Here is a 13,892-nt window from a genome sequence, read left to right on the forward strand (position 1 = left end):
CGCTATGATGGTTCGAGCTCCCAGTGTTGCCGGTCAGTTTTATCCCAGCGACGCTGTTCATATTAAAGATCAGCTTCTTCCCTGGCTTGAGGGAAACATCGCCCCTGTTGATGATATCCGCGCCATAATCGCCCCTCACGCCGGGCACCAGTACTCCGGCCAGACCGCAGCGCTCGCCTGGCGGCAGGTAAAACACTCCCCTCAAGAGTTCTCCCGGGTACTGATGATTGGCCCAAGTCATCACTTTAACTTCGACGGTATCGCCCTGCCCGGCTCTTTTGAGTTCGCCACGCCACTGGGGGATGTGATGATCGATCAGGGGGTGATCAGTGAAATGGATGACCATTCTGAAGTCCATATCTCTGATGCGGTGCATGCCCAGGAACACTGCCTGGAAGTTCAGTTACCTTTCCTGCAGCTGTGCCTTGATGACTTCAAACTGATCCCGATCCTGACCGGGAACATACTGCCCGAACGCCTGGCTCAGCTGTTGGCCCCGTACTGGAGCAACGATACCCTGCTGGTCGTAAGCAGCGATCTGAGCCATTTCCACCCATATCAGGAAGCGACAGCACTCGACCATACCACCTGCGAAAAGATTGAAAACAAACAGGCAGACCTCACCCCAGGACAGGCGTGTGGCTGCACCGGGATCAATACCCTGCTTCACATGATCTCCAGACCGGTGTACAGGATTGAAAAGCTCGGCTACACCAACTCCGGAGATGCCGGAGGAGACAAACGGAGGGTGGTCGGCTATGCCAGTTACCTCATCCGCGCCGATTTCTGATTCCGGCTTTAAAACCCTGCTGGAAGTAGCGCGCAAAGGCGTCGATGACTACCTGCGACACGCGCACGCCAGCCCGCCGGATGAGAGCAGCTTTGAGCCGGAGCTCACCCGCAAAGGAGCCTGCTTTGTCACCCTGACCGTCGCCGGCCAGCTTCAGGGCTGCCTGGGAACACTGGCTGCCACACAGCCGCTTGTCTGTGAGGTCTATGACAAAGCGTTTGCCGCCGCGCATCAGGATCCGCGTTTTTCGCCGCTGATCGCACCCCAGCTCAAAGCGCTGAACCTGGAAGTTTCGGTGCTCTCCCCGATGGCCCCTCTCCCGGTCGAAAGCGAGTCTGAGCTGCTGAAATACCTCGCCATCCATAAACCCGGACTGGTGCTTCACGAAGGTCACCGGCGGGCGGTTTTTCTTCCTCAGGTGTGGGAACAGCTCCCTGATCCAAATCAGTTTCTTCTGCATCTGAAGCGCAAGGGCGGCTGGCCGGACCGGTATTGGTCTGACAATATCCAGACGGAGATCTTCACCGTCTCTTGCCACAGTCAGCCCTATCACGACATTGATGCAACCCTGAGTTAACCACGGCAGATTGATGAGGCAGGTATCACAGTGCTATGATGCCGGTCCGGACTTCTGTATTGTTGCTGTAAATGGATAAACTTCTGCTCGCCCTTGCTTCCGTTCTGCTGGTATTTTGCCTGGCAGGTGGTGAGCTTGTGCCTGATGTTTCCGCTCATACACACCATACAGAGACTCTCAAAGAGACGGCGGCATCCTCTCCGTCCGCTCATCACTGCGGCAGTTGCCCGGCCAAGTTGCCGCTGACAACATCCGCCCTGCTGCTGGTCAATCCCAACGCGAGACGTGCCCCTTTTATCCATGAAATACCGGAGAAAACCGCCTCTCTGGCTTCGACCCTGTTCCGCCCTCCAAAATCACTCTGTTTAACCGTTTAAAAACTTTAAATTACGAACAAACACAGAGAGATAGTATTTATGAAAAAGCTGTTTACGCTTTTTGCCGGCCTGATGCTGGCGTTTTCTGCCCAGGCGGCTAAATTTTCCGAAGGCGATCACTACACAGTTCTGGCACAGGAGAAATCCAAATCTCCGGAAGTGACCGAGTTTTTCTCCTTTTACTGCCCACACTGCTACCAGTTCGAAGGCATTTTTCAGAAGCTGAAACAGGAACTGCCTGAAAACATTAGAGTGCAAAAAGCACACGTTGCCTTTATGGGCGGCGACATGGGTATACCGGTAGCAAAAGCTTACGCCACCATGGTATTGCTGAAAGCAGAAAAGACTATGTCACCAGTGCTGTTCCAACAAATCCAGGAACGGAAACAACCGCCACGTACTGAAGCGGAATTACGCCAGCTGTTTACCGACAATGGCATCGACGGAGCGAAGTTTGACTCTGTGTACAACAGCTTTGTCGCCGATTCCATGCAGCGCCGTTACGACCAGATGTTCCGCGATGCGGGCCTGCGCGGCGTGCCTGCGGTGGTGGTTAACAACAAATATGTGGTCAAGACCGGAAAAATTCAGTCTCTGGACGAATATATTGAGCTGGTTAAGTACCTGACCACGCTATAATACCTGACCCAATCCGGCCCTGCGTGCAGGGCCTTTTTATGCGGCGGTTATACGATGAATCCCGAGAATCAACCTCAAACAATCCCTCAGTCTGAACTGGTTATGTTCGGTGACTCGATCACCGAATGGGGCCCGTGGAGTCAGGCACTGTCAGTGTTTCAGCCTGTCAACCTGGGCATCGCCGGTGATACCACGGCAGGCATGGTCCGCAGGCTCGATGCCAGCCTGAATGCGCAACCAAAACTGGTGTGCGTCATGGCCGGAATTAATGATCTGGCTCAGGGCTGGAGTGCAGAGCAGACCTGGCAACGCTACCGCACCATGCTCGATATCTGGCGGGAGCACCAGATTGATATTCTGGTCCAGCCTACCCTGTATGTCGGCGCTCCGCTGGCGGCGCTGAATCCGCAGGTAGCCGAGCTCAACACTCTGCTTAAGAGCTACTGTGAGCAACATCAGCTGAACTGGCTGGATATGAATACCGTCCTGGCCCCGGAGGGTGTGCTCGGGGCGCAGTACAGCGATGATGCCCTCCACCTGAATGCGGCTGCCTATCAGCTGTGGGTTGAGCAGTTGGAACCTCTGCTGGTCGCATTCCTATAATAACCGCCCAATAAAAAGCCCCGGCAATCGCTGCCGGGGCTTTCATCTCTGTTGAAAGGCAGTTATCCCGCCTTACAGCGCAGACAGGTCAATCACCCTCATCTCATACTCGAATGGCGCATTGCTGCTGCCGGTAATGTACTTTGATACGAATGCAAACAGGTAGCGGTTATCCTCCGAGAACAGCAGGTGCTGAACAAAGTGATCTTCAGGAGTTCCCACTGTTACCGATTTGGCTGATTTGATGAACTGCCCTGACTCTGAAGTAATATCAAACAGCTCTATCACACCTGCACTCTTGTTAAACCGGGCGGCAAACGTACCATCAGGGGAAATACCCGTACGATGGTTAGCCTCTTTCACGCCGCCCGCCAGGTTGCCAATCAAACGCAGGTCTTGATCATAGATGGCATCATGGTAAGCAATGCGACTCCCGTCAGCACTCATACTGAACAGGTCATAGTCAAAGTAGTCACTGTTTAAAGTGTTGAACTGAAGGAAACGTTTGTCACGGGCACTGTACAGATAGGCCTTATGAGTACTGCTTGTAGCATTACCCTGTGCCCAAATCATGTGCGTGCCATGCTGATTCAGAATAGCTATCGGAGAGTAAAGCGAATCGAACTTAATATCAGACTCCACCCAGCCAGGTACAGTGTATACCGTTGGCCACTGATTGGTGTCAGCCACCAGCGTCTCTCCCGAGTACAACTGACCGGCAAATCCATAAGTGTGATAATGACAGTTCGGGTTGGTTGATACATCCCATTGCTTCGACGTCAGGTCATAACGTTTGAACTGACAACTCCCGTTACCGGTTAATATGCTGTCCCCGTCAGACGACAGACCCAGACCTCTGACATCATCATCCGAAATGCTGCTTACCTGCCACTGGCCGCCCTGCTGGCTCAGCTGCTTGAGCATGTTGTTGCTGTTGATGTAAAGCACATCCCTCTTCGGATCCAGAATAACCGGCCCACGGGTATAGTCAGGCAGCGTAACACTGCCGGTAACAAACTCCGGCTTGTTCCTGACAATCAGTTTCACCATCCCGTCTTTTGCCGGGATCACGGAGTCAAAACCAAACTGATACTCACCAGCCACATCGTGATTAAATGTCACTTCTACTTCATTGGCGCTGATTTTCGTTGCAGAAGTAAACTCAGGGCTGAGAGCCAACAGTTCGGCCTGAGCCAGATTGCCCAGACCATTGCCATACAGCCTGATTTTGTTCTGCTCACCCAGGTAGAGCACATCCGGCACTACATTGGTCACCTGTTTAAAGTCCAGCACCAGGTCAAATTCTACCCGTTCGGTACTCTCAAAATAGCTGCCCGTTGTCTGGTGGGCGATCTCAAACCAGAGTTTATGCGTACCGTTTTCAAGCTCTTTGAGCTTATCCTCCCGGATTTCAATCGAAAGCTCATTGCCGGTTGGAATGATATTCAGATACGGACTGAAGTCAGCAAGGCGCCAGGTGATGGACTCCGAATCCATACTGATTTGCTTGTGAAGCGATAACACACTGGCCTGGCTCTGATTGTCCAGCCTGACTGTTTCAACCACTGGCATTGTAATGGTCGGCTCAGCCAGCCGGTACACTACAAGTACCGACTGCTCAGGAACGCCGGCACGGATAAAGGTCACCTTCGCAGAGTAGCTGCCCCAGCCTAGCTCTGTAGTTACTGGCTGCGCTATAAAACCATTTGCGGTTCTCCGGATCTCAAGCCAGTTATTCTGCTGATCACGGTAATCGACCTGCACTGTGTACTGATCAATGTTCGCAGCAGGTACAGTGCTGACAGCTTTCCCCTGTGGCAGATCCGTTTGCCCTGAAACCGCGGCGATCTCAAGTGGGCGATCAACGTTCAGCGTGATCGGCAGGTCCTGCCAGGAAAGAGAGTTGGCATCATTGTCACGCGCGGTAACAAAGCGCAGGGTAGCTCGGTAGGTACCCGGTGAATCCGGAGCCGTAATGTAGACAGGAAACGTGGCAAAGCCATTCCCGCCAGTTCCGTTCCCGACACTCAGCCAGCCCGGCAAAACCTGACCTTTTGGTGCTCCAACCAAAACGCCTTGCCCTGTATAGCTAACCGAGACAGCAAAGCTCTGAGACTCACCCGGATAAGCCTGCACAGTCGCACTGCTCTGACTCAGACTAACTGTAGTAGTAGCAGACGAACTGTCCCCGCCGCCCCCACCACCACAGGCGCTCAACAGCGCAACGGTGGTCACAACTAATAACCTTTGAATATAAGTACGCATACTTCCCTCTGCACAGCCGCAAATCTGCAGCCTGATAACCTGTTAAAGACACCCCGTTCAAAAGAAACGACCATCCAAAAAGCAAATCAACAGAGAGATTACTATGCAATAAACTTATAGATTAAATACACATTACAGACGCCTTTATAAATTGCGAGTCATATAGCATTATCTACAATAAAACCAAATAGTTATCGGACAATAACGTAACAAAAGATGAAGATGGTGAAACCGGGATTAATAGGTCCGGGACGAGAAAGAAAAAAAGACAGGAGTACAAACCGCGCAACCCCGGCCCTTGCTGAGATTGCGCTGTACCAGTTAAGCCCGCGCCACACCTACTGGAAAATAATAATCCCCTTTTGCAGCGCATTAATTATTCCCCACGCAATAGGTATGCCTACAACCAGCCATGCCAGCGGAAGAAACAGTTTTTGAGTGGCGGTATTCGTTTTCGCCGATGGTTCAGCAAGCACTTGTTTATTGTTGTTTGCGATAGCCTTCTCCGTTTCCAGCTCTTCATCAGTCATGTGGAACTTTTCCTTAACCGGCTTAACGAGCAGATTCAGAATAAAACCAATCACCAAAAGAAAGGCCAGTATTTTAAAGCTGAAGTTGTAGGCGGCAGCCGGATCTATACCCTGTGCCAGCTGATACTCCCGCAGGTAAGACATCAGCATTGGGCCGACAATCCCGGCTGTGGACCAGGCAGTTAACAGTCTTCCGTGGATGGCTCCCACATGTTGAGTACCAAAGATATCCGCCAGATATGCCGGAATCGTGGCAAACCCTCCGCCGTACATGGTCAGGATAACAAAAGTGATCAATACAAATATCGAAATATACTGATTTAATCCGGCCCAGGGCGCAGCAAAATACAAAGCTGCCCCTAAACCAAAAAATATGGCATACGTGATTTTTCTTCCAAGATAATCCGATAAAGACGCCCAGAAAATCCTGCCAATAATGTTCGACAAAGATAACAGGGCAACAAAACCCGCAGCGATTGCACCGATTACAGCTGCATCAAAGTTACTGGAAGCAATTTCCTGAAACATGGGTTTGGCCACGGCCAGCACACCAATGCCCGCTGACACATTTAAACAGAGTACGCCCCATAACAGCCAAAACTGTGGCGTTTTATGGACGATATTGACATGAACATGATGAGAGGAAATCATTGTAGTGTCATTATCCACAACGGGCTCCCATCCCTCTGGCTTCCAGTCATCGGCCGGCACTCTGTAAGAAAAAGCACCAATGGTCATGGCAATAAGGTATATGCAGCCCATGATGAAAAAGGTCTGGGCAACGCCATAAGTATCGATCAGTGTTGCCGCCAGTGGCGTTCCTATCATCGCACCGCCACCAAACCCCATAATTGCCATGCCCGTGGCCATGCCTCTGTGATCCGGGAACCATTTAATCAGTGTTGATACCGGAGAAATATAGCCAAGCCCCAGGCCTATACCACCAATAACGCCGGAGCCTAACCAGATTAACCATAACTGATGCAGCGAAACGCCTAACGCAGACACCATTAACCCCCCGCCCCAGCATAACGCCGCCGCAACACCCGCTTTTCTCGGGCCCGCGTTCTCCAGCCAATGACCAAAGGTGGCCGCAGCAAGACCTAAAACTACTATGGCAATAGCAAACGTCCACACCACATCACTCATAAGCCAGTCACAGGAACGGGTAAAAACCCTGTCCCAGAAACCGACCGATTCAGCACATACCGCGCCAATAGATGTAGTTAATGGGGGCCAGAATACACTGAATCCATAAATCATTCCGATAGACAAATGAATCAGCAGAGCAGCAGGAGGGACCATCCAGCGATTAAAAGATTTATCTGCAACAATTCTGTTTTTAGCCAGAAAATCAAACATAAATGCCCCCGTAATAACCATATTATTAATATGAGTATAGGGGGAGTGTTGAACTTTTGCTTTCAGGTTCAGTGAACATACAGGCATACGGACAGTCACCCGCAGTACAACCGCTCCACCAGCAGCGTGGATGTTTTGATGGTATTTGGAAAAACTCTGAAGCGCAGTACTCTGCAAAAAGCAAAAAGCCCTGACATTTCTGTCAGGGCCTTCTGATAATGGAGGCGCGTCCCGGAGTCGAACCGAGGTCCACGGATTTGCAATCCGCTGCATAGCCACTCTGCCAACACGCCAAATTCTCTATAGAATCTGGAGCGACACACGAGGTTCGAACTCGTGACCTCAACCTTGGCAAGGTTGCGCTCTACCAACTGAGCTAGTGTCGCATTAAACTTTTTGATGGTGCCCCGGGCCGGACTTGAACCGGCACAGCGCGAACGCCGAGGGATTTTAAATCCCTTGTGTCTACCAATTCCACCACCAGGGCAACATTACATTGCGATGGAAACACCATCTGGTACCGCTTACGCCATACCTTGAATCTGGAGCGACACACGAGGTTCCCTATCTGTTGAAATAAACAGGCGTGACCTCAACCTTGGCAAGGTTGCGCTCTACCAACTGAGCTAGTGTCGCTTTGTCTCTCTGCGGGCTTCCCCGTGAGAACGAGGCGTACTTTAACGGATTGAAAAAATCCGTCAACACTATTTTTTATCTTTTTGAATCAAGTGACTAAAAAGCGATCCCCGCGGTATAACCTGCAACCAAAGCGGACAGAAAAGCACCATTACAAAGACGCAATCTCCTTGTCCAGCTGATACTTTTTATCCGTGACTATCTTCTCCAGCACTTCCACACGCTCAGTTAAAAGCTCTATCTGACGCTGCATTTGTGCTTTTTCCTCAGAATGCCCGTTTTGTGCCGCTTCCAGCTCCATGGATTTTACTTTTTCGCGGTGACTGAATACGACTTTTAAGATCCCGCCACCAAAGATGGCGCCAAATATGATCAAAATGGTCAGGACTTCTCCCATAAACTTCTTACCTCCTCCTTAATCAAGCTGAGATGATGATCGCACAACCACAACATACCAATGAAGCAAAGACTGCGATTTTCGATTGATGTCTCATCTTTGTGCTGCCGTGCCAGCTGTCCTGAGTAAAACACACATTCGGGCCAGGCTGGCTACACTTGAAACAACACAGGGAGAAAATCAGTGAACCAGAAACCGGCACTGCCACAAAAACCGCCTGCAGAGTTTGGACTCAGAGCCGACAGAGGTCTGTACAAACCTGCCTGCCGCTTCTTTCTTCAGGAGCTGGCTCATGCCCGGGCTCATGAAAAGGGAATGATTCTGGATCAGGACAACGAATACACCCACCAATACCGGGTTGCTCTTCGCCGCTGCCGCGCCCTGACGGTCTTGCTCAAAGACCTGTTTGAGCCACAGGCCCGTGAAACAGCAAAATCGACAATGCGCCTTCTGATGCAAAACACCAATCTGCTGCGTGACATCGATGTGTTCCTCGAGCAGGCAGATGATTACCACAACAGTCTTCAGGAAAACAGCCATGGGTTGAGCCTCTTTTTTGCCCACCTGCTGCAGACCAGGGCTGAAACACATCACCAACTTTGTCACTGGTTAAGCTCCGCAGAGTATGAGCAGCACTGCCAGATGCTCCACCATTTTTTTTCATCCATTAGCACTAACTCACATCGCCGCCTTCCGGCCCGTGAGTATGGGCAGAAGCAAATATGGAAATACTTTTCCCGGATTATAAAACAGGGACGAGAGCTGGAAGCACACAGCCCGGATAGCCAGCTTCACCGCCTGCGCATTCAGTGTAAAAAACTTCGCTACCTGCTGGAATTTTTCCGTCCTCTGTTTGAAGAAAATGGCATCGAACAGCAGATCAAAGCACTGAAACGGCTCCAAAACCTGCTGGGTGCCTTTAATGATACCGCCACTCAGTTACAGTTCTTCAGCGACTATCTTGAGCACCACCCGGCTCAGGCAGCCAGCCGGCATGCTATTTTCCTGCTGGCTGAAATGACCCGCAACGAGCATGAAAGCACTAAAACCGGAGTGCTCCTTCAGGTTGAAAGCTTTATAAACAAAGAAAACCAAAGCAGTTTCAAAATGATGTACTTTCCCGAAGCCCGCTCCTGATACCCTGGTTGGATAATTACAAGCCACCGGTCCCAGCAGGGCAAGCAGGGCAAGCAGGGCAAGCAGGCTTAATACCAGCACTATTGTTGATACATATCAACAAGATAGCCAATTGAGCAAATCATAACCACCACCAGTATATTTTCCTGACTATGCTTTAATGAGTAGTAAAACAATAAAAATGGTCGTGCCTATGAACGCATTCTACTCCTTCGGCGCCCATTTGCGCCTTATCTGCTTCGCAGTGGTCACCCTGTTCTTCCCATTCAGCACTTTAGCTGCTGAAAGTAGCGGAGATATTCATTACCTTCCCATGAGTGTCGGATTGCTGGGGGGGCTGGCGATCTTTCTCTACGGGATGGAGAAAATGTCCGATGCCCTGAAAAGAGCAGCCGGCAACAAGATGAAAGTCTGGCTGGCCAAACTCACTACCAACCGCTTCACCGCTATGCTCACCGGTACCGGGCTCACCGCATTAATCCAGTCATCTTCTGTCACCACTGTGCTGCTGGTCGGTTTTATCTCTGCCGGACTGATGTCGATGCCGCAGGCAGTCGGTGTAATTATGGGTGCCAATATCGGTACCACGGTGACCGCACAGATCATCGCCTTTAAAGTCACCAAAGCGGCGCTGGCTATGGTAGCTGTTGGTTTTTTGATGTTCTTTGTCTCCAAAAAAGAGACCACCAAACATTACGGTAATATGCTGTTCGGGCTGGGTATGATCTTCCTTGGTATGAACCTGATGAGTGAGGCGATGGCCCCACTACGCACCTATCAGCCTTTCATTGATACCATGGCCCACATGGATAACGTACTGCTGGCCATTCTTATCGCAGCGGCGTTTACTGCCCTGGTTCAGTCCTCTTCCGCTACGACCGGTATCGTGATCGTGCTCGCCAGTCAGGGGTTCATTCCTCTGGAGACCGGTATCGCACTGGCGATGGGGGCCAATGTGGGGACCTGCGTTACCGCACTGCTGGCTTCCATCGGCAAGAGCCGTGAGGCAATGCAAACTTCTGCGGTTCATATACTGTTTAACATCACCGGAGTACTTATCTGGCTGCCGTTCATCGGTGCGCTGGGAGCCCTGAGTGTGCAGATCTCCCCGTCTCACCCGGAACTCGTTGGGGTGGAGCGCATGGCTGCTGAACTGCCACGCCAGATAGCAAATGCCAATACTCTGTTCAACGTGCTAAACACCATGATTATGCTGCCGTTTGCAGGTGTGTTTGTCTGGGTAGTACGCAAGCTTCTGCCATACAAACCATCAGTTAAGCCCGAGAAAAAACTCATTCAGACCAAATACATCAAGAAAGCGTTTCTCCCCACTCCTGATATCGCGCTGGACCAGGCTCAGCTTGAGCTGGGCCGGGTTGGCCGACGGGTAGTCAATATGCTCAATATTCTTCCGCCCCTGGCCCCCGAATGCAAAGGCGAAGAAGAGACAGCGCAGATACGCGCCAGGCTGAAAGAGATTGAAGAGATAGAGGAAGAAGTCGACCAGTTACACGCCTCCATCCTGAGATATCTGGGACAGCTGAGAATGGAACCTCTGTCCGATAAACAGAGCGCCCTGCAGATCAAACTGATCAGTATTACCGACCAGTTGGAAAGTGTTGCCGACCTGGTGGTGGACTCACTTCTGCCACTCGCTTACAAAGCCCTGAATGATGACATTGTCGTCAGTGCTGAAATGCGGAAAACGCTGGATCAGGTACAGGATAAGGTCAACCACACCCTGCTCGACTGCGTAAACGCGATACGCCGTAATGATCCTGCACTGGCAGCTAAAGTACTCAACGCCAAGCGGGAACTGAACTCACTGATTGATGCAGTGCTGGCCCACCAGGCCATGATGCTGGCTCAGCAGCAGTCCAACCGGCTGCGGATCTTCCGTTACGAGATGGAATGGGTAGAATCACTGAAGAGAATCTATACCCTGAGTAAACGCATGGCGAAACTTCAGCTTCGCAAACGCACCGTTTCAACCAACAATCATGCCTGATAAGCAGGGCCGGAAGTCGTCGCTTCCGGCCCTGTCACTTTCCGCCTGACACCTTTATAAAATTAAATTCCGCAATCCTGTTTACAAACAGTTTGAAAGTTTATATGTTGAATGGGTTGCCGATTTAACCCTAAGGATTTTCCCATGAAAACAGCCAAAACTGCTCCATCGCTGGTTAGCGCTGTTTTGCGTGCAACTCAAGTCGTCGTCTCAGTCATTATGGTGATTATTATTCGCTAGGCTGACGACTACCTGCCGTCAGCCGAAGCTGACGGAGGTATACCTTCTTCGATCACCCCTCTCTCAGCTTCACTGATGGTCCGGATAAAAACAATACAGGACAATTACAGTGAAAAAACACGACCTTTTAGCTACCGGTTTAATGACTTTCGCACTCTTTCTCGGTGCCGGAAACCTGATCTTTCCACCTCTGCTGGGCCAGCAGGCAGGCACTGCGCTTCTGCCCGCGATGGCTGGCTTTCTGATCACCGCCGTTGGCCTGCCAATGCTGACCCTTGTCGTTCTGGGCCGCATTAACAGCAGTAAAAACCTGACCCGCACTCTGCCTGACTGGATGGCAAAAACCTTTTGGGTTCTGCTGTTTGCTACCATAGGTCCGGCATTCGGAATGCCGCGGGCTGTGACTGTTGCCTACGAAATGGGGGTAACGCCTTTCTTCAGTCAGGACTACCTGCTGCCATTCTCACTGGCATTCTGCGCTCTGACCCTGCTGCTGGCGTTCAAACCTGGCAAATTGGTGGACTACATCGGAAAAATCATGACACCCGTGTTGATCCTTATGCTGGTTGCACTGGCGCTGGCCGCCCTCATCAATCCTCTGGACGTACCGCGCATCCCGGTTGGTGAATACCTGACCCAACCGGTAACCAGTGGCCTGATCCAGGGTTACATGACCATGGATGCTATCGCTGCAGTCGGCTTCGGCTGGGTGATCATCCGCACCATCACCAGTAAAGGTGTGACCGAACCAAAACAAATCGCGAAGACTTCATTTCAGGTAGCCGTTATCTATGCCGTGCTGATGTCAGCCTGCTATCTGGCAATGGGATACGTGGGGGCGACTTCAATGTCGGTAGCCGCGGGCGCTTCTCACGGTGGAGAGATCCTGACCCTTTATGTTGCAGGTGAGTTCGGCCCATTCGGTCAGTGGTTACTGGCTGCCATCATAGTAACCGCTTGTCTGACAACAACCGTTGGCCTGACCAACGCGTGTGCAGAATATTACCAGCAAACATTTAATGCTCCGTTTGGTATGACTGCCACCATCGTTGTCCTGCTGACCGGCGTTGTCTCAAACTTCGGCCTGGATCAAATCCTGGCAGCCAGCCTGCCTGTGGTACTGGTACTGTGTCCGGTGGCTATCGCACTGGTTATGTCAGCCCTGTTCGCCAGCTCAAAAACCAGCGTTGCCATGGTAGTCACCGCACTGGTATTTGGTGGTCTGGATGCAGTGGCGATTCTTGGCAAAATGCCAGGGGATCTGGAGCAACTGTTCAGTGCGTCTATGCCGCTCTACTCTGCTCACGCCAGCTGGTTCCTGCCTTGTCTGCTGGTGCTGGGTTCTGCTCAGGTTAAGCGCCGAATGGTACCTGTTACCGCATAACAACCTCAGGGGCTGCTGAAAATGGCAGCCCACTTTTTACACCCCATTAATCAAACCGGCACTAATTAAGACAACCCTGAACAATCACATCTTATAAAAAATATCCTGAATAATATTCCTTTCATATTTTTAAATTTATTGTCATTTTTAAAACCAACCAGACAAAAAAATAAATATCAGAACACGCCATGTAAGCAGTGATTTCAAGATTTCATGACCAAACCAATATTTATATAGAAATCTTGCATATCATCAATCCAATCTATAACATCCCGCAATCCTGAAGACAGGCAACAATAATTATAACTGACTTCACTTTATACATATCAAACACATTTATTATTTTGGGTACTATATGAAACACTCATCACTGGCAGTGGCCATACTTTCATCAATGTTTTCATTCTGCGCTTTGGCACAGGGAGGCACTTATTCACAATTTAACGTGTCCCAGACACAAGTAGAGGTGCCAAACGCTAAAGATCTGGATACCACTGGCTGGGGGATGGAAGGCCTGGCCGGTATCTCTGTCAATGAATGGTTATCACTGGAAGCCAGCACAGGCGTTGGCTTCTATAACCTGTACGATAAAGGCGGTATGAAATCAGAAGCTTCTGTTTTTAGCCTGGGAGCCGGTGCAAAAGCCCACTATGAACTGGCAGAATCATTCAGCGTTTACGCCAAGGCAGGCGCAGGCATCACCATGACGCACTACTCTTTTGAAGTGAAAAGCGCGCATATTTTTGACTATGACAGCAGCTGGGAGCACACCCCTCACCTGAACCTGGAAACAGGAATTGAATACCGTGTTCTGCCTGCGCTTGGCATCAATCTGGCTTACGCAAAATCAATTAACAGCTTCATGATAAAAAATGACGATGACAGCACCACAAAATACACTCAAAACCAAATAAAAGCCGGATTTACCTATTATTATTAATAGTTCA

General features: G+C 50.6%; 12 protein-coding genes and 4 tRNA genes. 9 read left to right on the plus strand and 7 right to left on the minus strand.

Annotation, left to right across the window (positions count from 1 at the left end; genetic code table 11):
• The first annotated feature begins 4 nt into the window (after positions 1-4).
• The 5 genes from amrB (at position 5) to ACVB80_RS10070 (ending at position 2,986) form a co-directional block, all read left to right on the plus strand.
• Positions 5-790 carry an AmmeMemoRadiSam system protein B gene (gene amrB, locus ACVB80_RS10050; protein ID WP_481081155.1) on the plus strand — a complete coding sequence of 262 codons (786 nt, stop codon included), beginning with the start codon at positions 5-7 and terminating at the stop codon, positions 788-790.
• Positions 759-1,367: an AmmeMemoRadiSam system protein A gene (amrA, locus tag ACVB80_RS10055; RefSeq protein ID WP_481081156.1), complete on the plus strand. Its 609-nt coding sequence runs from the start codon at positions 759-761 to the stop codon at positions 1,365-1,367. Before amrB ends, amrA begins: the two co-directional genes overlap by 32 nt.
• Positions 1,368-1,438: 71 nt before the next feature.
• Positions 1,439-1,744, plus strand: a complete 306-nt coding sequence (locus ACVB80_RS10060) for a hypothetical protein (RefSeq protein WP_481081157.1) — start codon at positions 1,439-1,441, stop codon at positions 1,742-1,744.
• A gap of 39 nt (positions 1,745-1,783) precedes the next feature.
• Entirely contained in the window at positions 1,784-2,383 is a 600-nt protein-coding gene (locus ACVB80_RS10065; protein WP_481081158.1) for a thiol:disulfide interchange protein DsbA/DsbL, read from the plus strand.
• A 54-nt stretch (positions 2,384-2,437) separates the two neighbouring features.
• On the plus strand, positions 2,438-2,986 hold the full coding sequence (locus ACVB80_RS10070; protein WP_481081159.1) for a GDSL-type esterase/lipase family protein: 549 nt from the start codon (positions 2,438-2,440) through the stop codon (positions 2,984-2,986).
• A 72-nt stretch (positions 2,987-3,058) separates the two neighbouring features.
• On the opposite strand, the gene ACVB80_RS10075 is transcribed toward ACVB80_RS10070, so the two are convergent.
• From ACVB80_RS10075 to ACVB80_RS10105, 7 genes are all read right to left on the minus strand, one after another.
• Positions 3,059-5,251 carry a COG1361 family protein gene (locus tag ACVB80_RS10075; RefSeq protein WP_481081160.1) on the minus strand — a complete coding sequence of 731 codons (2,193 nt, stop codon included), beginning with the start codon at positions 5,249-5,251 and terminating at the stop codon, positions 3,059-3,061.
• Positions 5,252-5,589: 338 nt separating this feature from the next.
• On the minus strand, positions 5,590-7,143 hold the full coding sequence (locus tag ACVB80_RS10080; RefSeq protein WP_481081161.1) for an L-lactate MFS transporter: 1,554 nt from the start codon (positions 7,141-7,143) through the stop codon (positions 5,590-5,592).
• Positions 7,144-7,362: 219 nt separating this feature from the next.
• Positions 7,363-7,436 (minus strand) — tRNA-Cys (locus ACVB80_RS10085).
• A 17-nt stretch (positions 7,437-7,453) separates the two neighbouring features.
• Positions 7,454-7,529 (minus strand) — tRNA-Gly (locus ACVB80_RS10090).
• Positions 7,530-7,543: 14 nt separating this feature from the next.
• Positions 7,544-7,630 (minus strand) — tRNA-Leu (locus ACVB80_RS10095).
• Between the two features lie 56 nt (positions 7,631-7,686).
• A tRNA-Gly gene (locus tag ACVB80_RS10100) sits at positions 7,687-7,779 on the minus strand.
• 151 nt (positions 7,780-7,930) lie between these two features.
• Positions 7,931-8,176, minus strand: coding sequence for a nitrite reductase (locus tag ACVB80_RS10105; protein WP_481081162.1), 246 nt, complete (start codon positions 8,174-8,176; stop codon positions 7,931-7,933).
• 183 nt (positions 8,177-8,359) lie between these two features.
• Between ACVB80_RS10105 and ACVB80_RS10110 the strand changes: the two genes are divergently transcribed.
• From ACVB80_RS10110 to ACVB80_RS10125, 4 genes are all read left to right on the plus strand, one after another.
• Complete coding sequence (locus ACVB80_RS10110) at positions 8,360-9,313, plus strand: CHAD domain-containing protein (protein WP_481081163.1); 954 nt, start codon at positions 8,360-8,362, stop codon at positions 9,311-9,313.
• Between the two features lie 193 nt (positions 9,314-9,506).
• Positions 9,507-11,321: a Na/Pi cotransporter family protein gene (locus ACVB80_RS10115; RefSeq protein WP_481081164.1), complete on the plus strand. Its 1,815-nt coding sequence runs from the start codon at positions 9,507-9,509 to the stop codon at positions 11,319-11,321.
• 349 nt (positions 11,322-11,670) lie between these two features.
• The gene (gene brnQ, locus ACVB80_RS10120; RefSeq protein WP_481081165.1) at positions 11,671-12,945 is read left to right on the plus strand and encodes a branched-chain amino acid transport system II carrier protein; all 1,275 of its coding nucleotides are present in this window, start codon (positions 11,671-11,673) and stop codon (positions 12,943-12,945) included.
• A 355-nt stretch (positions 12,946-13,300) separates the two neighbouring features.
• Entirely contained in the window at positions 13,301-13,885 is a 585-nt protein-coding gene (locus ACVB80_RS10125) for an outer membrane beta-barrel protein (RefSeq protein ID WP_481081166.1), read from the plus strand.
• The last annotated feature ends 7 nt before the right edge of the window (positions 13,886-13,892 follow it).

The organism is Vibrio sp. 9-16B-A1 (genome assembly GCF_056726165.1).